Genomic DNA, 21,134 nt, shown 5'->3' on the forward strand with positions numbered 1-21,134 from the left:
GTCCCTCTGAGGGACGAAGGTTGGGCCCGGGGGCTTGGATCGGGCCGGTGCCACACCCAGGCTAACAAACGGATCCCGTAAGGCCATTCCCCAACGGGGACTCAGTCCCGCAGCAGGTCCGGAACCCCCGCGGCGTCCGGCTCGTCCCGCTCGCCCGACACCACCGTGAGCTGCTGCGTGGCCCGGGTCAGCGCCACGTACAGCACGCGCAGGCCGGCCGGCGACTCGTCGGCGATCTCCGCGGGCGAGACGACGACCGTGGCGTCGTACTCCAGGCCCTTGGCCTCCAGGCTGCCCAGGGCCACCACACGGTCGCCGAGCCCGGCCAGCCAGCGCCGGGCCTCCTCGCGCCGGTTCATCGCCACGACCACGCCGACCGTGCCGTCCACCAGGTCCAGCAGCCGCTCGGCCTCGGCGCGCACGGTCCGCTCCAGGGAGTCCCGCAGGACCGCGCCGTGTTCGGCGTTCGTTCTCACGAAACGCGGCTCGACCCCGGTGGACCGCACGGCGGACGGCGCCTCGGAGCCGGGCATGGCGAGCGCGAGCACCTTCGCGGCCAGCTCGGCGATCTCGGCAGGGTTGCGGTAGTTCACGGTGAGCTGGAAGCGGCGCCGGGGCCGGGTGCCGAGGGCCTCGTCGCGGGCCTCGGCCGCCTCGTCCGGGTCGGACCAGGAGGACTGCGCCGGGTCCCCGACGACCGTCCAGGTGGCGTGCCGGCCGCGGCGGCCGACCATGCGCCACTGCATCGGCGTGAGGTCCTGCGCCTCGTCCACGATGACGTGTGCGTACTCGGTGCGCTCCTGCGCCAGCCGCTCGGCCCGCTCGCGCTGGGTCTCCTCGCGCACCGGCATCAGCTCCTCCAGTCCGGTGAGCTGGTCCAGCGGGTCGAGTTCGCGCTTCTTCCGGGGGCGGGCCGGGGCGCCGAGGATCGCCTGGAGCTCGTCGAGCATGGCGATGTCGTGCACGGAGTGACCGTCCCGCCTGAGCGAGCGGGCGACCCTGCGGACCTCGCCGGGGTTGAGGATCCGCCGGGCCCAGCGGCCCAGCCGCCTCTCGTCGGCCATCGCGGCGAGCACGGCCCTCGGGGTCAGCTCCGGCCACCAGGCGTCCAGGAACGCGAGGAAGGAGTCCTCGCCGGTGACGTCCTCGTCGAAGGACGAGCGCAGCTCGGCGGCCAGCTCCGGGTCGGTGTGCCGGGCGGCACCGCCGGACTTGGCCCACAGGGCGTCCAGCAGCAGTTTGCGGGCGCGCGGGCGGAGCAGGTTGACGGGCGCGGTGCCGCCGAGGGCGGTACGGCGGATACGTTCCAGCTCGTCGGCCTCCAGTTCGATCCGGCGCCCGAAGGCGACGACCCGCAGCCGGGCCGGCGGACCGGTGACCGTGTCCCCCTCCGCGGCGGCCGGGCCCAGCTCCAGGGCTCCCCGGGCGGCCTTGCGCAGCACCTTCAGCATCCGGTACGAGCCCTTGGCGCGGGCCACGGCCGGGGAGTCGTACAGGGTGGCCTCCGCGCCGTCGACCAGCGAGCCGATCGCGCGGATCGCGACCTGGCCCTCCTCGCCCAGCGAGGGCAGCACGCCCTCGGTGTAGGCGACGAGCAGCGGGGTCGGCGAGACGATCAGGATGCCGCCGGCGTAGCGTCTGCGGTCCTGGTAGAGCAGGTAGGCGGCGCGGTGCAGGGCGACGGCGGTCTTCCCGGTGCCCGGACCGCCCTCCACGTAGGTGACGGAGGCGGCGGGGGCCCGGATGACCAGGTCCTGCTCGGCCTGGATGGACGAGACGATGTCCCGCATGGTGTGGCTGCGGGCCTGGCCGAGGGCGGCCATCAGGGCGCCGTCGCCGATGACGGGCAGCTCGCGGCCGTCGAGGAAGGCCGTCAGTTCCGGCCGCATCAGATCGTCCTCGACGCCCAGCACCCGGCGTCCCTTGGAACGGATGACCCGGCGCCGCACCACCCGCCCCGGGTCCACGGGCGTGGCCCGGTAGAAGGGGGCGGCGGCGGGGGCGCGCCAGTCGATGACCAGCGGGGAGTAGTCCTCGTCGAGGACGCCGATACGGCCGATGTGCAGGGTCTCGGCGATGTCGGCGGTGTTGTCCGGCCGCACCGCCCCCTCGGCCGGCTCCACCGCGGTGTAGGCCCCGTCCGGCCCCTTCCTGCCGTCCTTGCCGTGGAGCAGGTCGATCCGTCCGAAGAGGAAGTCCTCGAACTCGTTGTTCAGCCGGTTGAGGTGGACGCCGGCCCGGAAGACCTGCGCGTCCCGCTCGGCGAGTGCGCCCGGGGTGCCGACCTGACCGCGCTTGGCCGCGTCGTGCATCAGGAACTCGGCCTCGTGGATCTTCTCCTCCAGCCGCCGGTACACCCGGTCCAGGTGTTCCTGCTCGACGCTGATCTCCCGGTCACGGACGGAATCGTGTGCGTCGTGTACCGAGCCGACCGCGGACTGCTGAACCTGAGCGGCCACCTGGCCCCCTTCTGACGTGCTGGGCAGCCGTCAACCGTACGCGAAGGGGACCCGTCAAAGCTACGGGGCGCCGCAGCCGCGGAGGCTGCAACGCCCCGGGAGGCGAGGCGGGTCGCGCTACGCCTGTACCTGCACGAGCTTCTTCCCCTCGAACGTCACGACCTCGAAGTGGTCGATCTCGTTCGGCTGGAAGGCCGCGGCACCACCGATGTACAGCGGCTTCTTGGCGTCCTCGGTCTTGGCGTCCGGGATGCCGTATCCCCAGTTCGGCACGGACCAGGACGACATGGTCACGCGCTGCCCGTTCTTGGCGACCAGGACCAGGGAGCACTTGAGCGGCCCCTTGACGTTCTTCAGCTCCAGAACGGCCTGGGTCCCCCACTCCTTCGACGCCATGCCGACGGTCGCGCTGACCTGGGTCGACGCGTCCGTGGCGGACTTCTTGTCGGCCATGGTCCGGAAGGTCTGCTGGGCGGGCGTCGCCGCGACCTGCTGCCCGCCGTCCGAGCCGCCGTTCACCGCGACCGCGGCCAGCGGTCCGGCGATGATCAGCGCGGCCGCAGCAGCGATCATGTAGAAGCTGCGCCGGCGCTTCTGGGCGCGCTTCTCGGCGACCTCGTCGACCAGCTTCTCCACCAGCCGCGGGCTGGGCTTGGCGGACAGCGACTCGCCGATCGCGGGCGTGCTGCCGGAGCCGGGCAGGTCGGCGAGCGCGGCGAGCATCGGCTCCATCCCGGCCAGCTCGTCCAGCTGCTGGGCGCACCACTCGCAGCCGGCGAGATGCGCTTCGAAAGCGGTTGCCTCGGCGTCGTCGAGAATCCCGAGGGCGTAGGCGCCGACGGTCTCGTGCTCACTCGGCACCGAAGATCCCTGACTGGGGTTCATGGGCCCAGACATACCCGGACCAGTCGGTCCGAATCCCTGCATCCCCCCGTACCCGTTGCTCATCACGCCGTCACCCCCCGCTCCTCCAGTGCCAGCTTCATCGATCGCAGGGCGTAGAACACCCGGGAACGGACGGTTCCGCTCGGTATGCCCAGTGTTTCGGCCGCCTCATTGACGGTACGCCCCTTGAAGTACGTCTCGACGAGCACCTCCCGGTGGGCCGGGGTCAGGTCGTCGAGCGCGTCCGACAGCGTCATCAGCCACAGCGCCTTGTCGATCTCGTCCTCCGCGGGGATGACCTCCAGCGGCGACGGATCGACCTCCTGCGGCCGGGCCTGCCGGCTGCGGTGGCCGTCGATGACGATGCGGCGCGCGACCGTCACCAGCCAGGGGCGTACCGAACCGGTCGCCCGATTGAGCTGACCGGCGTTCTTCCAGGCACGGATGAGCGTTTCCTGTACGACGTCCTCGGCACGCTGCCGGTCACCGGCGACCAGCCGCAGGACATACGCGAGCAGGGGCCCCGCGTGCTCCCGGTACAGGGCACGCATCAGCTCCTCGTCGGGTTCGGAAGGCTGCGATGAGGACATGCGATGTCGGGCCCTCGCTCCACGTTCATTGGCCACGGCCGCATCCTTGCGCACGCCCACCTCCGGTGTCCGGGGGTTCCCCCAGTCGGTCGCTCGCCCACCTGTACGGACCCCGGTGCGCGAGCGTTCAAACCGGAGTGACAGATTTCTCCGAGGTGACGTGACGAGCGGGACATGGGCGCACATTCCCACCGCATGATCTTTACATTTCCGACACATCGCCGGAGCCGGTGCGCGATCCCCGTGTACGGGCCACCCAAACCCGGTGTTACGGAAATCACTTCCGTCTCAGGCTCGCGCCAGCGCCGCCCGCCGCCGGTGCCGGGCCACCCGCTCCCGGTTGCCGCACACCTCGCTGGAGCACCAGCGGCGGCGCCGGCCACGGGAGGTGTCGAGGTAGACGAGCGGACAGTGGTCCCCCTCGCACTCGCGTACGGCGGCCCGCGCGACGGGATCGGTGAGCAGCTCGACGGCGTCCCGGGCGACCACCGCGAGCAGCGCGGCACAGCCGGGCGGCCCGGCCAACTCCCGTACGAGGCGGCCGTCCTCCCCGCGTACGGCGAGGGGCGCCGGGGTCGCGGCCCGCGCGGCCTCGTTCACCCGGGCCAGCGCACGTCCGTACGACGGCGTCTCCACGCCTTGCATCCCGCGCACCAACAGCCCCACGTGCCCCCGCAGTTCCCGGAACCCGAGCAGCCACGAGTCGTCGGCATGCGCCAGGTGCACCGCGGCCGGCACGAGCCCCGCACCGGCGATCCAGGCGCGCAACGCCCCGATCCCGTCCAGCCGTTCCGCCGGATGGCTGGTCGCGAGCAGGTCCAGACAGATCCGTCCGGCGTCGAACCGCGGCTCGTACGAGGGCTTGGAGGCCGTACCCAGCGCCATGTGCCTGTCACCGCCTAGGGTCACCAGGGTGGGAGCCGTCTCCCCCTCTCACAGTGCCCTCCCGCACACGTCTCCGGAACCCCCCGTACCGCACGAGGCACCGCTCGCCGCCGCGCCGGCCCGTCCGGCCCGCCCCCGGCGGGGACTTCGGTGTCCGGAGCGTGGACCGGGCCCCGCCTCAGGCGTCCGCGTACTTCGCGTCCGCCGCCGGGTCCAGGGCCAGGCGGTACCCCCGCTTGACCACCGTCTGGATCAGCTTCGGCGCGCCGAGTGCCGTGCGGAGGCGGGCCATCGCCGTCTCGACGGCGTGCTCGTCGCGGCCCGCGCCCGGCAGCGCGCGGAGCAGGTCGGCACGGGCCACCACCCAGCCGGGGCGGCGGGAGAGGGCGCGCAGCAGGGACATGCCGGCCGGCGGGACCGGCTTGAGCTCGCCGTCGACCAGGACAGCGTGGCCGCGGATCTCCACCATGTGGCCTGCGACGGGCAACGACCGTGCGCGGGCCGGGAGTTCCTGGCACAGGAGCTGGACCAGGGGGCCGAGGCGGAAGCGCTCCGGCTGGACCGTGTCCACCCCGACGGCCTGGAGGGGGATCGCGGTGACGGGGCCGACGCAGGCCGGCAGGACGTCGTGGGCCAGGGCCGCCAGCAGCTCGTCCAGCAGCCCCCGGTCCTCCGCGCGGGACAGGAGCGAGGCCGCGGCGGGGGCGCTGGTGAAGGTGAGGGCGTCCAGGCCGCGGGTGACGGCCGCGTCCAGGAGGCGGTCCAGCGGGCTGATGTCCTCGGGCGGCATCCAGCGGTAGACCGGGACCGGAACGACCTCCGCCCCGGCGGCCCGCAGCGACTCGACGAAGCCGGGGAGCGGTTCGCCGTGGAGCTGTACGGCGATGCGGTCGCCGTCGACGCCCTCCTCCAGGAGCCGGTCGAGAACTTCGGCCAGCGATTCCGAGGAGGGCGACCACTCCTCGGTGAGGCCCGCCGCGCGGATCGCGCCCTTGACCTTCGGGCCGCGCGCCAGCAGCCGTACCCCGCGCAGCCGGCCGAGGAGCTGCTCGCCGAGACCCCAGCCGTCGGCGGCCTCGACCCAGCCCCGGAAGCCGATCGCGGTGGTGGCCACGACCACGTCCGGCACCTGGTCGATGATCTCCTTCGTGGCGGCGAGCAGTTCGCCGTCGTCCGCGAGCGGCACGATCCGCAGCGCGGGAGCGTGCAGGACGGTGGCACCGCGCCGCTGGAGCAGGGCGCCCAGTTCCTCGGCCCGGCGCGCGGCGGTGACACCCACCGTGAACCCGGCGAGGGGGCCGTGCTCGGGTTGCTGCTCTTCGTCGTACATGGGGCTCTCCTAGCTGACCGGCGCGCCGAACGAGCCTGTCAACGATGCGTGACAGGCTCGGTTCGACTTGATGTCACCGGTGTTACGTCACACCTCGGCGTAGTTGAGCTCGGCCTTCTCCGGGGAGGTGGCCGCCGTCGCCGGAATCCGGCCGACCGGGCGGCGAAGGTATACGGCCCAGGTGACCGCGAAGCAGACACCGTAGTAGGCGAGGAAGGCGACGAACGCGCCGGTCCCGGAGCCGTAGGAGAGGAAGGACTGGCGGAAGGCGAGGTTGATGCCGACACCGCCGAGCGCGCCGACCGCGCCGATCAGGCCCATCGACGCGCCGGACAGCCGCCGGCCGTGGGCGACGGCCGCCTCGCCCTCCAGGCCCTTGGCCAGCGCCTTGGCCTGGAAGATGCCGGGGATCATCTTGAACGTCGAGCCGTTGCCGAGCCCGCTCAGCACGAACAGGACGACGAAGACGGACACGAACAGCGGCAGCGACTTCTGCATGCTGGCGACGACGAGTACGGCGGTGGCCGCGGCCATGCCGACGTAGTTCCACAGGGTGATGCGGGCGCCGCCGTAGCGGTCGGCGAGCCAGCCGCCGAGCGGGCGGATGAGGGAGCCGAGCAGCGGGCCGATGAAGGTGAGGTACGCGGCCTGCAGCGGGGTCCGGCCGAACCCGTTCGTCAGGACCTGGCCGAAGGCGAAGCTGTAGCCGATGAACGAGCCGAAGGTGCCGATGTAGAGGAAGGCCATGATCCAGGTGTGGGCGTCCCGGGCGGCGTCCTTGGCCGCGCCGGTGTCGTTCTTCACCGAGGCCAGGTTGTCCATGAACAGCGCGGCCAGCACCGCGGCCACGACGATCAGCGGGATGTAGATCCCGAGCAGCACGCGCGGGCCGCCGCTCGCGCCGATGATGGCGAGCGCGATGAGCTGGATGACGGGCACGCCGATGTTGCCGCCGCCCGCGTTGAGCCCGAGCGCCCAGCCCTTCTTCCGCAGCGGGAAGAAGGCGTTGATGTTGGTCATGGAGGACGCGAAGTTGCCGCCGCCGATGCCGGCGAGCAGGCCCACCAGGAGGAAGGTGGAGTACGACGTCCCGGGCTCCATCACCACGAACGCGGCGGTGGTCGGGACCAGCAGCAGGCCGGCCGAGACGATCGTCCAGTTGCGGCCGCCGAAGACGGCCACGGCGAAGGTGTACGGCACCCGGACCACCGCGCCGACCAGGGTGACCACCGAGGTCAGCAGGAACTTGTCGGCCGGGGTGAGGCCGTACTCCGGGCCCATGAACAGGACCAGCACGGACCACAGGGTCCAGACGGAGAAACCGATGTGCTCGGAGAGCACGGAGAACCACAGGTTCCGGCGGGCGATCCGTTCCCCGGTCGACTTCCAGAATCCCTCGTCCTCCGGATCCCAGCGCTCGATCCAGCGGCCACTGCGACGGGTTGGGGCTGGGGGTGTCATCACGCCTCCACGGGGCTCCGGCTGCTCGGTCTGCCAACCACTGACTGAGCCCGAAGGTAGGGAGGCCGGGTTTCGGCCCTGTGGCTGTGGGTGACCGGAAGGGAACTTTGCTCTCACTCGGCCGGGAACCGGCCGGTGAGGCCCACCGCCGACAAGCCTCTGGATCTCCTCAAGTCGTTTGGAGCGGGCGGGGCGGGGGCGTCAGCATGATCCGTATGAAGGGATTGACAGGGCTGGGCAGGAAGCAGGACCACGTGCTGGTCATCCGAGACTCCGACCTGGTCGCGGCGGCGCTGCGGGAGGCGCTGGCCGGGGCCCCGGAGGAGGAGCGGCCGGGGCTGGAGCGGGCGGTCGCGCTCGTCGGGGCCACCGCCGGCGCCAGTGAGGGGCGGCTGCGTGCCGAGTGGGTCCGCGCCAGACTGGCCGGTGTCGGCTTCACCGGGGACATCGCCTCGGTCGCCGCGGTGAGGGCGCTGCGCCAGGCCGAACCGGGGCTGAGCCTGCTGGCTGCCGTCCAGTTGCAGAAGGAAGCGGTGACCCACCCCGAGTAGGGCGGGCCCGCCGTCATCCCACCGGGGCCGCGGACCGGTGCTCGGCGGGCGGTGCCGCCACCCCTCCCGTGCGGCGGAGTTTCTGCCAGCGCAGCCGTCCGCCGGTCAGGGCGGTGATCCAGGACTGGAGCAGGACGACGTACATGAGCTGGCGGTAGAGGATCTGCTGGAGCGGGAGGGACAGGAGCGGGGTGAGGGGTTCGCGGTCCAGGCGGAAGGCGTAGGCCGCGCAGACCGCCTGGACGGCGAGGACGGCGAACCAGGCCGCGATCGTCTTCCCGGTCGGGCCGAAGACCAGGCCGTAGACGAGGAACAGGTCGATCAGCGGGGCCAGCAGCGGGGCGACGACCATGAACAGGGAGACCAGGGGCAGGCCGACCCGGCCGAAGCGGCCCGACGGGCCCCGTTCGAACAGGGCGCGGCGGTGCTTCCAGATCGCCTGCATGGTGCCGTACGACCAGCGGTAGCGCTGGGACCACAGCTGCTGGACCGACTCCGGCGCCTCCGTCCACGCGCGGGCCTTCTCGGCGTACACCACGCGCCAGCCGTCGCGGTGGAGGGCCATCGTGACGTCGGTGTCCTCGGCGAGCGTGTCGTCACTCATGCCGCCGACGCGCTGCAGCGCGGACTTCCGGAACGCGCCGACCGCGCCGGGGATGGTCGGCATGCACCGCAGGACGTCGTACATCCGCCGGTCGAGGTTGAAGCCCATCACGTACTCGATGTGCTGCCAGGAGCCGATGAGCCGGTTCTTGTTGCCGACCTTGGCGTTGCCGGCGACGGCGCCGACGCGCGGGTCGGCGAAGGGCTGGACGAGTTCGCGGACGGTGGCCGGTTCGAAGACGGTGTCGCCGTCCATCATCACGACCAGGTCGTACCGGGCGTTCGCCAGGCCCCGGTTGAGGGCGGCCGGCTTGCCCGCGTTGGCCTGGCGGATCACCCGGACCTCGGGCAGGCCGAGTGCCTCGACGAGGTCCGCCGTGCCGTCGCCGGAGCCGTCGTCGATGACGAGCACCTCGACGGGGTGCTCGCTGCGGGTCAGTGACCGGACGGTGTTCTCGATGCACTTGGCCTCGTTGTACGCCGGCACCAGCACCGACACCGGTTCGGTGACCGGCCCCTCGCCCCAGCGGAAGCCGGGGCGCCGGGTGCGGCGGGCGTGCACGCCGGAAAGCAGCAGCATCAGCCCGAAGCGGGCGAGGACGAGGCAGCCGACGACCGCGAGGCCCACCACCAGGACGGCGGTGAGGTTGTCGGCGCCCTTCACCAGCAGGACCCAGGCCTTCCCCTTCCACAGGTCGAGGCCGGTGACGGGGGTGTCCGCGCTCGGCGCCCGCAGCGCGCCGGTGAGCGTCTGGAAGGTGTAGCCCTGCTGCTGGAGGCGGGGCAGGAGCGTGTCCAGGGCCTGCACGGTCTGGTGCCGGTCACCGCCCGAGTCGTGCATGAGGACGACCGCGCCCCGGCCGCCGTGCGGGGTGGCGTTCCGGATGATCCGCGCGACGCCCGGCCTGCGCCAGTCCTCGCTGTCGGCGTCGTCCACGACGGTGAGGTAGCCACGGCCGCCGATGTACCGGGTGACGGGCCAGGAGCGGTTGTCGAGGGCGTCGGCGGAGGAGGAGTACGGCGGCCGGAACAGCGAGCTGCGGATGCCGGCCGCGCCGGCGAGCGCCAGCTGGTTCTGGGACAGCTCCCAGTCGATGCGCTTCGTGGAGTGGTACGACAGGTCGGGGTGGTCGAAGGTGTGCAGGCCGACCTCGTGGCCCTCGGCGACCATGCGCCGGACCAGCTCGGGGTGGCGGGAGGTCATGGTGCCGGTGACGAAGAAGACCGCGTGCGCGTGGTGCTTCCTCAGGACGTCGAGCACCTTCGGGGTCCAGGTCGGGTCGGGGCCGTCGTCGAAGGTGAGGACGATGCGGTGGTCGGGGATGCGCAGGCTGGTGCTGCGGCCGTGGCGGGTGTCGATGACCGGGCCGCCGTCGAGGATCCGCCGCGGCACCTCGTCGTTGGCCGCGGCGGGCCGGACCCGGTGGTCGGCGAGGATCTCGTTGTGCACGTAGCCGCGCAGCATCAGCATCGCCAGGGTCGCGCCCAGGACCAGGAGGGGCAGCAGGTAGCGCAGCGGCAGCCGGGCACGGCGCCGGGGGTGTGAAGCCATCTGAGGGTGTTCCGCCTGGTCAGAGGGAGAGCTTGGGGTGCGGGTGCCGGGTTCGGCCGGGCGGGGTGTGGGCGGGGCCCGGCGGGGTCGGCGTGGGCGCCGGAGCGGTCGCGGTGCCCGAGGCGGACGGTGCCGGGCTCTCGCCGGTGGAGGGCACGGCCGGGGACGGGGACGGGGCGGCCGAGGTGCCGGGCGCGGAGGCGGTGCCGGCCGACGGCTCGCCCGAGGCGGAGACGTCGGCCGGGGCGTCGGCGGGCGCCGCGCTGCCCGGTACGGCGGTGCCGGTCGCCACGGTGCCCGCGGCCGGCCCGGTCACCGCGCCGGTACCCGGCGGGACCTGGGTCGTGGAGGCGCTGGGCAGCGGGGAGGTCTCCACCTTGCCGGCCGGCTTGTCCTCGTGCTGGCCCGGCACGGGCAGCCAGGGGGCGGCGGAGTTGCCGGACAGCAAGGTGGCCACGATGACGGCGGCGTAGGCCGCGCAGGCGACGGCCACGGCCTGGCCGAGCCGGCGGAAACGGCGGCTGCGACGGCCCGACTCGTCCACGAAGACCGGCCCGTCGGAGGCCCGCGGATCGCCCACGGCCGCCCCCGCGCGCGGCGCACCGAGCCGTACGTCGTCCAACTGGACGGTCGCGTCGTCCGGCCCCGCTACGGGCACCACCGAATCGCCGACGCTCCCGGAGGAGCCCTCCGGCTCGACGGGCGCGGCGGACTCCGCCGAAGCACCGGATTCCCCGCCCTCGGACTGCGCGGGGCCGGGCGCCTCGGAGGACTCCACGGCGCCAGCAGGCTCAGCGGGCCCGGCGGACTCCGCGGAAGCACCGGATTCCGGGGCCCCGGACTGCGCAGGCTCAGCCACCTCGGAGAACTCCACGTCAGCAGGCTCAGCAGGCCCGGCGGACTCCACCGAAGCACCGGATTCCACGGCCTCGCACTGCGCAGGCCCGGGCACCTGCGAGGACTCCACGCCGTCAGCAGGCGCGGCGGACTCCGCCGAAGCACCGGATTCCGGGGACCCGGACTGCGCGGGCTCAGCCACCTCGGAGGACTCCACGGCGTCAGCAGGCTCGGCGGGCGCGGCGGACTCCGTGGAAGCGACGGGTTCCGGGGACCCGGACTGCGCGGGCTCGGCGTCAGCAGGGTCGGCCGGCTGGGAGGGGTCGGGCTCGGTGGTGTCGGTGGGCTCCGCGGAGGCCGCCGTCTCGTCCACGTCCGCAGCCGCGTCCGGATTCATCTGCTCGTCGCCCTCGTCCACCGGCACACCTCGCCCCGCGGACGCCGCTGTCTGCTCTTCGGGTTGGGCGCCTTCCGGCCACTCTTTCACGCGCTTGCATCCCCCCACGGGACAGTTCCGGGCGCGCTCACGATCCATTGCCACCTGTGCCCGGGCCATGAATGTAGCGCACGCGGAGGGGTGCCGTTCGCCGGGTCGTCACGGGCGGGCGCCGGTCCCGTCCGGCACGCCCTGGTTCATCACCTCCGTATCCATGGCCGGAATCCATCCACCGGCAGGCCGCCGCAGCCACCCCTCCCCCCGCGCGATCTCGGCCACCGCCGTCCGCAGCGCGGTCAGTCCGGGATGGACCAGCCCCTTCCGCCACACCAGGGAGACGGGCGACAGCGGAACGGGGTCGACGAGGGGACGCCGTACCGTGCCGGGCAGGGGCGGGAAGTCCACGACGGCCAGCACCGGCGTCCGCGTCTTCGCCATGATGCGGCCGAACTCCTCGTCCCCGACGGCCAGCGGGAGCGGCGGGGCGAGCCGGATGGCGTGGTCCGTGAACAGGCGCAGGGCCAGGTCGGTCCACTCCCGGGTCCGCGGGTTGCCGGCCCCGGCGTACACCGTCTCCCCGGCGAGCGCGGACAGCGGCACCCGGGCCGACCCGGCCAGCGGATGGTCCTCGGGCAGGACCACAGCCATCGGCTCGTACCGCACCGGCTGCTGCTCCAGGCCGGAGCGGAGCGCCGGGTCGAGGCCGGCGAACCGGCCGAAGGACGCGTCGAGGCGGCCGGCCAGCAGTTCGGCCGCGGCTCCGGTGAGGCCGCTCTCGTAGCGGGCCATCAGCTCGCAGTCGGGGGCGAGTTCGCGGGCCCGGTACAGCACCCGGCGGCCGGTGACCAGGCCCGGCGTGTTGATGTCGACCAGCAGCGGACGGGCCTGGCCGGCGGCGAACACGCTCAGCAGGTCGTCCTGGGCGGCGAGGACGCGGCGGGCGTGGGGCAGCAGGCGCTCGCCGTCGGGGGTCAGCGTGACCTGCCGGGTGGTCCGTACGAACAGCTCGGCACCCAGCTCCCGCTCCAGCCGCCGTACGTCCCGGCTGAGCGCCTGCTGGGCGACGTACAGCCGGGCCGCGGCCCGGGTGAAGTGCAGTTCCTCGGCGACGGCGACGAAGGCGCGCAGCAGGCGGGGGTCCAAGTGGACGGGAGCGGACATGGCCGCGAACTTACAACGCCGGCGCGTGAATCGGCACGCGGAAGGTGTTGGACCCGGTGATCCACTCCGGGTGACCGTGGAGCCATGCCGCAACAGACCACCGAAGACAGCCCGATAGCCGCCAAAGCCCCGCGCTCCACTGGATACCGCCGCCTGTTCGCCCTGCCCGGCGCCCGCGCCTTCACCACCGGCAACCTGCTCGCCCGCCTGCCCATGGGCATGTTCAGCGTGAGCGCGGTCGTGATGATCGCCGGTTCCCGTGGCTCGTACGCCCTCGCCGGTGCCGTCTCGGCGACCGGGCTCGCGGCGACCGGGGTGGCCGGGCCCTGGCTCGCCCGGCTGGTGGACCGGCACGGGCAGGCCCGGGTCGCGCTGCCGGCCACGGTCGTCGCGGTGCTGGGCAGCCTCGCGTTGCTGCTGTGTGTCCGCTACGACGCCCCCGACTGGACCCTGTTCGCCGCCTACGCCGGCACCGCGGCCACCCCCAACATCGGCGGTCTGTCCCGCGCCCGCTGGGCCCATCTGCTGCGCGACGAGCCCGGCGCGCTGCACACCGCGAACGCCTTCGAGCAGGCCGCGGACGAGCTGTGCTTCATGCTCGGGCCGGTGCTGGCGTCCTTTCTGACCGGCACGTTCTTCCCGGAGGCGGGCACGCTCGCGGCGGCGGCGCTGCTCCTGGCGGGCATGCTGCTGTTCACCGCCCAGCGGGCGACCGAGCCGCCGCCGACGGCCCGTTCGCTGGCGCCCTCGCCGCTGCGCAGCCCGGGCATCCCGCCGCTGCTGGCCTGCTTCCTCGCGACCGGCGCGGTGTTCGGCTCGATGGAGGTCGTCACGATCGCGTACGCCGACGCGCAGGGGCATCGCGCGGCGGCCGGTGCCGTGCTCGCGCTCCAGGCGGCGGGGTCGTGCGCGGCGGGCCTGGCGTACGGCGCGCTGAGGCCGGCGAGGGTGCGCTTCACCTGGTGTCTGGCAGCCATGGCCGGGCTCATGGCCCTTCCCTGGGCCGCGGCCACCACCGGGTCCCTTCCGGTGCTGGCGGGAGCGCTGCTGGTGGCCGGGATGGCGACGGCGCCGACCATGGTGACGGCCATGACGCTGGTACAGCGGCGCACCCCGGCCGGCCGGCTCAACGAGGGGATGAGCCTGATGGTGACGGGACTGCTCACCGGCATCGCGTGCGGTTCGGCGACGGGCGGCTGGGCGGCGGAACACCTCTCCCCCACCGGCGCGTACGCCGCACCGGTCGCCGCCGCTGCCCTCGCCCTGGGGTTGGCCACGCTCACCGGCCCCGAAGGGGCGCGGGAAAAGGCGCGACCAGCCACGACGCACCCGCAGCCGACCCCTGACCCGCACCCACGGGGCGCCACCCCATGACGAAGGCCCCGTCGCTTCCAGCGACGGGGCCTTCGCCCACATGGGGTCGACCCCCGGAGGGGCCTCGTGGAGATGGCGGGAATCGAACCCGCGTCCAACGGTGCGGAATCAGGGCTTCTCCGTGTGCAGTCCGCTGCGATTTTCTCGGCCCCGGAGATCACGCGGACAAGTCTCCGACGGGCTCAGTCACTGTTTGATTTCCCTCTACACCCCGTGACCGGGTCTAGAGGTTTAGTTCCCTAGCTGATGCCAGGATCCGGGTCGGGAACAGCCCCGGGCTGACACTTCGCGAGTCGCTACTTAGGCAGCGAGGGCGAAGGAATCGCGCTTGGTGTTGGCGATTATTTTTTGCGACATATGGTTTACGAGATCATTGCCGCTTCCTCGACACGCTTCCCCTGCTTCGACAGCCGCTGTCGAAACCGATCATCCCCATGTTGTTTTTTCAATCCCGCCTGAGCGGGGCGCGCACCCTCTGTGGAGTGCACTGCCATCGTACGTGACCAACGCCCGACGATGCCAGCCTATTCCCGGCGGCCGGGCCGCCTAGAGACCGCGCTGCCTGCGCTTCGCCGCCGCGATCGCCCGCTCCGACTCCCGGCGGTCCTGCTTCTCCCGCAGCGTCTGCCGCTTGTCGTACTCCTTCTTGCCCCGTGCGAGAGCGATCTCGGCCTTCGCCCGGCCGTCCTTGAAGTAGATGGCGAGGGGCACGATCGTGTGTCCCGTCTCCTGGGACTTCGACTCCAGCTTGTCGATCTCCTCGCGGTGCAGGAGCAGCTTGCGCTTGCGGCGCGCGGAGTGGTTGGTCCAGCTGCCCTGGTGATACTCGGGGATGTGGGCGTTGTGCAGCCACGCCTCGCCCCGGTCGATCTGGACGAAGCCGTCGGTCAGCGAGGTCCGTCCCTCGCGCAGCGACTTGACCTCCGTGCCCATGAGCACGAGCCCGGCCTCGTAGGTGTCGATGATCGCGTAGTCGTGCCGGGCCTTCTTGTTCTGGGCGACGATCTTGCGCTTGCCGCCCTTCTCGCCGTCCCTGGCCTTGGCGGCCCCGCCGCCCTGCTTGGGCTGGGACTCCTTCGGTACGTACATTCCCTTGCTCATAGTGCCGACCATTTTCGCACCACAGAGGGGGTCTGAGTACAGCCGATTACGCGGGGCCACGTGGCGTGGCCACGAGCCGTGGCTACGAGGGGTCCCCCAGGCCGGCGAGGACCGTCTCGGCCCGCTCCAGGGCGTGCGCGCCCGCCTCCAGGTCGGGGGTGATGCCGCGGCCGTCGACCGTGTGCCCGGAGGGGGTGCGGTAGTGGCCGACGGTCAGCTCGGCCACCGAGCCGTCGGGCAGCTTCGTCGGCATCTGGACGGAGCCCTTGCCGAAGGTGCGCGAGCCGATCACCACCGCGCGTCCCCGGTCCTGCAGGGCGCCGGTGAGCAGCTCGGCCGCGCTCATGGTGCCGCCGTCCACGAGGACGACCAGGGGCCGGGTGGTGTCGCCGCCTGGCGCGGCGTGCAAGGGGCGCTGGACGCCGTCGACGTCGTAGGTGGCGACCAGGCCGCCGTCCAGGAACGCGGAGGCGGTGTCCACCGCCTCGGTGACCAGGCCGCCGGAGTTGCCGCGCAGGTCGAGGACGGTCCGGCCGTCGGCCGGTGCCGTGCGCAGGGCCTCGCGGACCGCGTCGGCGGAACCCTTGGTGAAGGCGGCGATCTTGAGGACGGTGACCCCGTCGGGCAGCCGGCGCACGGTCACGGAGTCGGTCGACAGCCGGGCCCGGTGCAGCTTCTCGGTCCACGCGCGCGTACCGCGCTCCAGACCGAGGGTGACCGTCGTACCGGCCGGGGCGTCCTCGGCGTCGCCGCGCAGTAAGGCGACCACCTCGGTGACCGGCCGCCCGTCGACCTTGCCGCCGTCGACGCTGCGCAGCCGGTCGCCGGTGCGGATCCCGGCGTCCGCGGCGGGCGAGCCGGGCTGCACCCGGGTCACCACGATCCGGCCGTCCGGCTCCTGCCGCGCCCACAGGCCGACGCCGGTGTAGCGGCCGTCGAGCGCGTCCCGGAACTCCTCGTACTCGCCCTCGGAGTAGACCGCGGCCCAGCGGTCCCCGCTGCGGCTGACGGCCCGTTCGGCGGCCTCCATGGGGGACTTGCCGTCGGCCATCGCCTCGGCGGCGGCCTTCTCGACGGCCTCGTGGCGGGTGGCCGTACCCGCCGGGCCGACGGCGGTCCGGCGCGCGGGTCCGTCGGACTCCGGGAAGAAGCCGGTGGCGGCACCGGCGACCAGCACCCCGGCGAAGATCAATGTCAGGGCGGCCCCACGGCGGATGCGGCGGGGCTGACAGAACAGGTCACGGCCTGACATGGCGGCGAGTCTAGGGCAACGCGAAGGGGCCGTACGGCCGGATGCCGGTGCGGCCCCCTTGGTATGCGTCACACCTTCAGGTACTTGCGCAGCGCGAAGAACGCGGCAAGCGACGGCATCAGCACACTGGTGGCCAGGATCAGCGGCAGCTTGGTCAACACCGCGTCCCAGCCGACGAAGTTGATCAGCGTGAGCTTGTGGGACAGCTCCATGCCGTGGTCGATGGTGAAGTACCGGCCGACGACGAGGGCGACGCAGGCGAGGCCGCCGCCGATGAGTCCGGCGACCGCGGCCTCGGCGATGAACGGCGCCTGGATGTAGAAGCCCGAGGCACCGACCAGGCGCATGATGCCGGTTTCGCGCCGTCGGCTGAACGCCGAGACGCGCACGGTGTTGACGATCAGCAGCAGGGCGACGATCAGCATCATCGCCATCACGCCGAGCGCGCCCCGGTTCATCAGGTTCAGCAGCTGGAAGAGGTTGTCCAGGATGCCCTTCTGGTCCTGCACCGACTGCACGCCGTCACGCCCGTTGAACGCGGACGCGATCACCTGGTACTTCTGCGGGTCCTTGAGCTTGATCCGGTACGACTCCTGCATCTGGTCCGGCGTGAGCGAGCCGGCCAGCGGGGAGTTGCCGAACTGCTCCTTGTAGTGCTTGTACGCCTCGTCCTGCGACTCGTAGGTCACCTTCTCGACGACCGGCATCTTGTCGAGGTCGACGAGGATCTGCTTCTTCTGGTCCTCGGTGACCGCGCCCTTGGCGCAGTGCACGTCGTTCTCCGCGTCGTGCTTGTTGCACAGGAAGATCGAGACGTTGACCTTGTCGTACCAGTAGCCCTTCATGGTGCTCACCTGGTCGCTCATCAGCAGCGAGCCGCCGAACAGGGCCAGGGACAGGGCGACGGAGACGATGACGGCGAAGGTCATCGTCAGATTGCGGCGGAGACCGACACCGATCTCCGACAGGACGAACTGGGCGCGCATGGCGGGGTCTTCAGGCCTTTCGGGAACTGGGTGCTTGCGGTCAGTGCTGGTAGCCGTAGACGCCGCGGGCCTGGTCGCGGACGAGGCGGCCCTTCTCCAGCTCGATGACGCGCTTGCGCATCTGGTCCACGATGTTCTGGTCGTGCGTCGCCATGATGACGGTGGTGCCCGTCCGGTTGATGCGGTCGAGCAGCTTCATGATGCCGACGGAGGTCTGCGGGTCGAGGTTGCCGGTGGGCTCGTCGGCGATGAGCAGCTTGGGGCGGTTGACGAACGCGCGCGCGATGGCGACGCGCTGCTGCTCACCACCGGACAGCTCGCCGGGCCTGCGGTCCTCCTTGCCGCCGAGCCCGACGAGGTCGAGCACCTGCGGCACGGACTTGCGGATCTCGCCGCGGGACTTGCCGATGACCTCCTGGGCGAAGGCCACGTTCTCCGCGACCGTCTTGTTCGGCAGCAGCCGGAAGTCCTGGAAGACGGTGCCCAGCTGGCGGCGCATCTGCGGCACCTTCCAGTTGGACAGCCGCGCGAGGTCCTTGCCCAGCACGTGCACCTGCCCGTGGCTGCACCGCTCCTCGCGGAGGATGAGCCGCAGGAAGGTGGACTTTCCGGAGCCGGAGGACCCCACGAGGAAGACGAACTCGCCCTTCTCCACCTCCAGGGAGACATCCCTGAGTGCGGGGCGGGTCTGCTTGGGGTAGACCTTGGAGACGTTGTCGAATCGGATCACGGATGCACCACGGGTCGCCGGGGGTAGATGAGCGTGACCATACGCGAACCCGGTGTGCAAGTGCAGTCGCAGGTTGAGGTTGGGCAAGACTTGTACGTTTTTGTACCGGCCCCTTCCCGTGCCCCGTTCTCCGGGGTCCCGCGCACGCTCCGCTGGAACCTGGCACAGTGGGAGGGAAGCGAAGGAGAACGGGAGCGAAGGGGAACGTTCTCGTTCCGGCGAACGTTGTACATGTGATGGCCGGTGCAAGGAGGGCGAGCGCATGACGTACGACCGGTTGGTGTGCGCGAACTGCGCGTCGCCTGTGAGTGAGGGCCGGTGCCCGGTGTGCCGTGCCAATCGCGAGCGACTGCAGCAGGAGGGCCTCCTCGGAGGCCTGAACGGACTGAACCCCATGGCGCTGATCGCGCTGCTCGCGGTACTGATCGCCGCTGTGGCGCTGCTGGCGCACCAGACGGTGTGACCGGGCGGAAGAGCCCGCACAAAGCGTCGTAAGGGCCCGGAGCGCCAAGCTCCGGGCCCTTACGTGTGCTGTACGCGTGCCGTGCGTGACCGTGTGGCTACGGTCAGGCGGCGGCGCCGCCCCGGCCGCTCACCAGGCGGGGCAGGATACGGAAGCCGATACCGCCGGCGATCATGGTCGCGGCACCGACGAGCAGGAACGCGGTCTGGCCGGCACCGGTCTCGGCGAGCTGCTTGCCGCCGCCCTGGGCCGAGTCGTCGGAGCCGGTCGCGGTCAGCGCCGAGGAGCCCTCGTTCTGGGGGACGTTGTTGTTGCCGCCCTCGGGAGAGGTGTTGTTGCCGCCGGTGCTGCCGGAGCCGCCGTCGGTGGAGCCGCCGCCGGAGGTGCCGTTGCCACCCGAGTTGCCGTTGCCGCCCGAGTTGCCGTTGTCGCCGCCGGTGCTGTGGCCGCCCGAGTTGCCGTTGCCCCCCGAGTTGCCGTTGCCGCCGGAGTTGCCGTTGCCGCCCGAGTTGCCGTTGCCACCGTCGGTCGTGGTGGTGGTCCCACCATCGGTCGTGCCGCCGTCGGTGGTGCCGCCGTCGGTCGTGGTGGTCCCACCGTCGGTCGTGCCGCCGTCGGTGGTGCCGCCGTCGGTGGTGCCGCCGTCGGTCGTGGTGGTCCCACCGTCGGTCGTGCCGCCGTCGGTGGTGCCGCCGTCGGTCGTGGTGGTCCCACCGTCGGTCGTGCCGCCGTCGGTGGTGCCGCCGTCAGTGGTAGTGGAACCACCGTCGGTCGTGGTGGAACCGCCGTCGGTGCCGCCGTCGGTGCAGATGCCGATCGGGCAGCCACCGCCGCCGTCGGTGTTGCCGCCGTCGGCGCCGACACCGCTCACGCCCAGGCTGATCGGACCCGCCTGGACATCGAGGTCCAGCGCGGAAGCCGCGCCGGCGGCGGTCAGCGACGCACCGGCCGCGATCACGGCGCCGGCGGCTATCCGCGCGACCCGGATCCGCGTCTTCTTCGTCATATGGTTGCTACCCCCAGTAGCTGTTCGTCAATGAGGCGGCGCGATGGGGCGTGCCGTGATCGACGGAGGCAGCTGGTGACGAAGCGCGTCAACTCGATCCCCCGGTTCACATGCGCCCCTCGAGTACGCATGCCGCGCCTCACCCTTCCCCATTTTTCAAAGCAACGTCAAGGCCGTTGCGGGCGCAATGTCCAATGAGGCGGTTTTTGCGGCGAGTTGAAGCCTGTGAGTGTGATGTAAAACCCAGACATAAGACAACTGCCGCCCTTCAGGCGGCAGTTGTCATGTCGACAAAGTTACTTCTCCTGCTGCTTGCGCCAGCGAATCCCGGCCTCCAGGAACCCGTCGATCTCGCCGTTGAACACGGCCTCCGGGTTGCCCACCTCGTACTCGGTGCGCAGGTCCTTGACCATCTGGTACGGGTGCAGCACGTACGAACGCATCTGGTTGCCCCAGGAGTTGCCGCCGTCGCCCTTGAGGGCGTCCATCTTGGCCTGCTCCTCCTGCCGGCGCCGCTCCAGCAGCTTGGCCTGGAGGACGTTCATCGCGGTGGCCTTGTTCTGGATCTGCGAGCGCTCGTTCTGGCAGGAGACCACGATGCCGGTCGGGAGGTGCGTGATGCGGACCGCGGAGTCGGTCGTGTTCACGCCCTGGCCGCCGGGGCCGGAGGACCGGTAGACGTCGATGCGCAGCTCGGACTCGTCGATGTCGACGTGGTCGGACTGCTCGACGACGGGGAGCACCTCGACGCCGGCGAAGGAGGTCTGCCGGCGGCCCTGGTTGTCGAAGGGCGAGATGCGCACGAGGCGGTGGGTGCCCTGCTCGACGGAGAGGGTGCCGTAGGCGTACGGCGAGTGCACGGCGAAGGTGGTCGACTTGATGCCGGCCTCTTCGGCGTACGAGGTCTCGATCAGCTCCGTCTTGTAGCCGCGCTGCTCGGCCCAGCGCAGGTACATGCGCTGGAGCTTCTCGGCGAAGTCGGCGGCGTCGACGCCGCCGGCCTCGGCGCGGATGTTGACGAGCGCCTCACGGGAGTCGTACTCGCCGGACAGGAGGGTCCGGACCTCCATCTCGTCCAGCGCCTTGCGCACGGCGGCCAGCTCCGACTCGGCCTCGGCACGGGTGTCCGGGTCGTTCTCCTCCTCGGCCATCTCGAAGAGGACCGCGAGGTCGTCGATCCGGCCGCGCAGCGCCTCCGCCTTCCTGACCTCGGCCTGGAGGTGGGAGAGCTTGCTGGTGATCTTCTGCGCCTCGTCCGGGTTGTCCCAGAGGGACGGCGCGGCCGCCTGCTCCTCGAGCACGGCGATGTCTGCCCTCATCCTGTCGAGGTCCAGGACGGCCTCGATCGACTCCATGGTCGAGGAGAGGGACTTCAGCTCTTCGGATACATCGACGACTGCCACGCCTTCCAGCGTAACGGCTGTGGCAAGCGACCTCGGCCGAACGGTGCCCGGCGCTGCACGCCCCCTCCC

The 21,134-nt window shown here is 71.8% G+C and carries 18 protein-coding genes and 1 other RNA gene; 3 read left to right on the plus strand and 16 right to left on the minus strand.

All coding sequences use genetic code 11. The annotated features are described in order from the left end of the window. Nucleotides 1–101 precede the first annotated feature (101 nt). From S1361_RS15970 to S1361_RS15995, 6 genes are all read right to left on the minus strand, one after another. Nucleotides 102–2,459, minus strand: coding sequence for a HelD family protein (locus tag S1361_RS15970; protein ID WP_208032518.1), 2,358 nt, complete (start codon nucleotides 2,457–2,459; stop codon nucleotides 102–104). Between the two features lie 117 nt (nucleotides 2,460–2,576). Next, complete coding sequence (locus S1361_RS15975; RefSeq protein ID WP_279577613.1) at nucleotides 2,577–3,356, minus strand: anti-sigma factor family protein; 780 nt, start codon at nucleotides 3,354–3,356, stop codon at nucleotides 2,577–2,579. Nucleotides 3,357–3,406: 50 nt separating this feature from the next. Further along, nucleotides 3,407–3,994 (minus strand): sigma-70 family RNA polymerase sigma factor, encoded by a 588-nt coding sequence (locus S1361_RS15980; RefSeq protein ID WP_030348495.1) that lies wholly within the window; start codon nucleotides 3,992–3,994, stop codon nucleotides 3,407–3,409. A gap of 228 nt (nucleotides 3,995–4,222) precedes the next feature. Continuing rightward, nucleotides 4,223–4,819, minus strand: coding sequence for a CGNR zinc finger domain-containing protein (locus tag S1361_RS15985; protein ID WP_208032520.1), 597 nt, complete (start codon nucleotides 4,817–4,819; stop codon nucleotides 4,223–4,225). Between the two features lie 178 nt (nucleotides 4,820–4,997). Continuing rightward, complete coding sequence (locus tag S1361_RS15990) at nucleotides 4,998–6,149, minus strand: uroporphyrinogen-III synthase (RefSeq protein ID WP_208032521.1); 1,152 nt, start codon at nucleotides 6,147–6,149, stop codon at nucleotides 4,998–5,000. Nucleotides 6,150–6,236: 87 nt separating this feature from the next. After that, nucleotides 6,237–7,610: a nitrate/nitrite transporter gene (locus S1361_RS15995; RefSeq protein WP_208032522.1), complete on the minus strand. Its 1,374-nt coding sequence runs from the start codon at nucleotides 7,608–7,610 to the stop codon at nucleotides 6,237–6,239. A 215-nt stretch (nucleotides 7,611–7,825) separates the two neighbouring features. On the opposite strand from S1361_RS15995, the gene S1361_RS16000 reads away from it, so the two are divergent. Beyond that, on the plus strand, nucleotides 7,826–8,161 hold the full coding sequence (locus S1361_RS16000) for a hypothetical protein (RefSeq protein WP_208032523.1): 336 nt from the start codon (nucleotides 7,826–7,828) through the stop codon (nucleotides 8,159–8,161). Between the two features lie 13 nt (nucleotides 8,162–8,174). Here the strand turns inward: S1361_RS16000 and S1361_RS16005 are convergent, their stop codons facing one another. The 3 genes from S1361_RS16005 to S1361_RS16015 form a co-directional block, all read right to left on the minus strand. Further along, on the minus strand, nucleotides 8,175–10,316 hold the full coding sequence (locus tag S1361_RS16005) for a bifunctional polysaccharide deacetylase/glycosyltransferase family 2 protein (protein ID WP_208032524.1): 2,142 nt from the start codon (nucleotides 10,314–10,316) through the stop codon (nucleotides 8,175–8,177). Between the two features lie 19 nt (nucleotides 10,317–10,335). After that, nucleotides 10,336–11,571 (minus strand): hypothetical protein, encoded by a 1,236-nt coding sequence (locus tag S1361_RS39220; RefSeq protein ID WP_243769184.1) that lies wholly within the window; start codon nucleotides 11,569–11,571, stop codon nucleotides 10,336–10,338. Between the two features lie 177 nt (nucleotides 11,572–11,748). Continuing rightward, nucleotides 11,749–12,750, minus strand: a complete 1,002-nt coding sequence (locus S1361_RS16015) for a LysR family transcriptional regulator (protein WP_208032525.1) — start codon at nucleotides 12,748–12,750, stop codon at nucleotides 11,749–11,751. Nucleotides 12,751–12,834: 84 nt separating this feature from the next. Here S1361_RS16015 and S1361_RS16020 point away from each other — a divergent pair, with 84 nt between their 5' ends. Continuing rightward, nucleotides 12,835–14,124 carry an MFS transporter gene (locus S1361_RS16020; RefSeq protein ID WP_243769185.1) on the plus strand — a complete coding sequence of 430 codons (1,290 nt, stop codon included), beginning with the start codon at nucleotides 12,835–12,837 and terminating at the stop codon, nucleotides 14,122–14,124. Between the two features lie 64 nt (nucleotides 14,125–14,188). On the opposite strand, the gene ssrA is transcribed toward S1361_RS16020, so the two are convergent. From ssrA to ftsE, 5 genes are all read right to left on the minus strand, one after another. Next, nucleotides 14,189–14,558: a transfer-messenger RNA gene (gene ssrA / locus S1361_RS16025) on the minus strand. 112 nt (nucleotides 14,559–14,670) lie between these two features. Beyond that, complete coding sequence (gene smpB, locus S1361_RS16030) at nucleotides 14,671–15,213, minus strand: SsrA-binding protein SmpB (protein WP_243769524.1); 543 nt, start codon at nucleotides 15,211–15,213, stop codon at nucleotides 14,671–14,673. Nucleotides 15,214–15,307: 94 nt separating this feature from the next. Next, nucleotides 15,308–16,477 carry a S41 family peptidase gene (locus tag S1361_RS16035; protein ID WP_208032526.1) on the minus strand — a complete coding sequence of 390 codons (1,170 nt, stop codon included), beginning with the start codon at nucleotides 16,475–16,477 and terminating at the stop codon, nucleotides 15,308–15,310. A 68-nt stretch (nucleotides 16,478–16,545) separates the two neighbouring features. Then, the gene (gene ftsX / locus S1361_RS16040) at nucleotides 16,546–17,463 is read right to left on the minus strand and encodes a permease-like cell division protein FtsX (RefSeq protein WP_189813635.1); all 918 of its coding nucleotides are present in this window, start codon (nucleotides 17,461–17,463) and stop codon (nucleotides 16,546–16,548) included. Nucleotides 17,464–17,503: 40 nt separating this feature from the next. Continuing rightward, the gene (gene ftsE / locus S1361_RS16045; RefSeq protein WP_030610589.1) at nucleotides 17,504–18,193 is read right to left on the minus strand and encodes a cell division ATP-binding protein FtsE; all 690 of its coding nucleotides are present in this window, start codon (nucleotides 18,191–18,193) and stop codon (nucleotides 17,504–17,506) included. A gap of 262 nt (nucleotides 18,194–18,455) precedes the next feature. Here ftsE and S1361_RS16050 point away from each other — a divergent pair, with 262 nt between their 5' ends. Then, entirely contained in the window at nucleotides 18,456–18,656 is a 201-nt protein-coding gene (locus tag S1361_RS16050) for a hypothetical protein (protein ID WP_208032527.1), read from the plus strand. A 103-nt stretch (nucleotides 18,657–18,759) separates the two neighbouring features. Here the strand turns inward: S1361_RS16050 and S1361_RS16055 are convergent, their stop codons facing one another. Together S1361_RS16055 and prfB are read right to left on the minus strand one after the other, a co-directional pair. Beyond that, on the minus strand, nucleotides 18,760–19,662 hold the full coding sequence (locus S1361_RS16055; protein ID WP_208032528.1) for a hypothetical protein: 903 nt from the start codon (nucleotides 19,660–19,662) through the stop codon (nucleotides 18,760–18,762). Between the two features lie 296 nt (nucleotides 19,663–19,958). Next, a complete protein-coding gene (prfB, locus tag S1361_RS16060; RefSeq protein ID WP_208032529.1) occupies nucleotides 19,959–21,065 on the minus strand; it encodes a peptide chain release factor 2 in 1,107 nt (368 codons plus the stop codon). Between the last annotated feature and the right edge of the window lie 69 nt (nucleotides 21,066–21,134).

The sequence above is a fragment of the Streptomyces cyanogenus genome (genome assembly GCF_017526105.1).
GTDB lineage: Bacteria > Actinomycetota > Actinomycetes > Streptomycetales > Streptomycetaceae > Streptomyces > Streptomyces cyanogenus.

Bases quoted from the DNA above. Each gene is read 5' to 3' on its own strand.
- S1361_RS15975 (WP_279577613.1), bottom strand. From the start codon at position 3,356: ATGTCTGGGCCCATGAACCCCAGTCAGGGATCTTCGGTGCCGAGTGAG.
- S1361_RS15985 (WP_208032520.1), bottom strand. From the start codon at position 4,819: ATGGCGCTGGGTACGGCCTCCAAGCCCTCGTACGAGCCGCGGTTCGAC.
- S1361_RS15990 (WP_208032521.1), bottom strand. From the start codon at position 6,149: ATGTACGACGAAGAGCAGCAACCCGAGCACGGCCCCCTCGCCGGGTTC.
- S1361_RS15995 (WP_208032522.1), bottom strand. From the start codon at position 7,610: ATGACACCCCCAGCCCCAACCCGTCGCAGTGGCCGCTGGATCGAGCGC.
- S1361_RS16000 (WP_208032523.1), top strand. From the start codon at position 7,826: ATGAAGGGATTGACAGGGCTGGGCAGGAAGCAGGACCACGTGCTGGTC.
- S1361_RS16005 (WP_208032524.1), bottom strand. From the start codon at position 10,316: ATGGCTTCACACCCCCGGCGCCGTGCCCGGCTGCCGCTGCGCTACCTG.
- S1361_RS16015 (WP_208032525.1), bottom strand. From the start codon at position 12,750: ATGTCCGCTCCCGTCCACTTGGACCCCCGCCTGCTGCGCGCCTTCGTC.
- S1361_RS16020 (WP_243769185.1), top strand. From the start codon at position 12,835: ATGCCGCAACAGACCACCGAAGACAGCCCGATAGCCGCCAAAGCCCCG.
- smpB (WP_243769524.1), bottom strand. From the start codon at position 15,213: ATGTACGTACCGAAGGAGTCCCAGCCCAAGCAGGGCGGCGGGGCCGCC.
- S1361_RS16035 (WP_208032526.1), bottom strand. From the start codon at position 16,477: ATGTCAGGCCGTGACCTGTTCTGTCAGCCCCGCCGCATCCGCCGTGGG.
- ftsX (WP_189813635.1), bottom strand. From the start codon at position 17,463: ATGCGCGCCCAGTTCGTCCTGTCGGAGATCGGTGTCGGTCTCCGCCGC.
- S1361_RS16050 (WP_208032527.1), top strand. From the start codon at position 18,456: ATGACGTACGACCGGTTGGTGTGCGCGAACTGCGCGTCGCCTGTGAGT.
- S1361_RS16055 (WP_208032528.1), bottom strand. From the start codon at position 19,662: ATGACGAAGAAGACGCGGATCCGGGTCGCGCGGATAGCCGCCGGCGCC.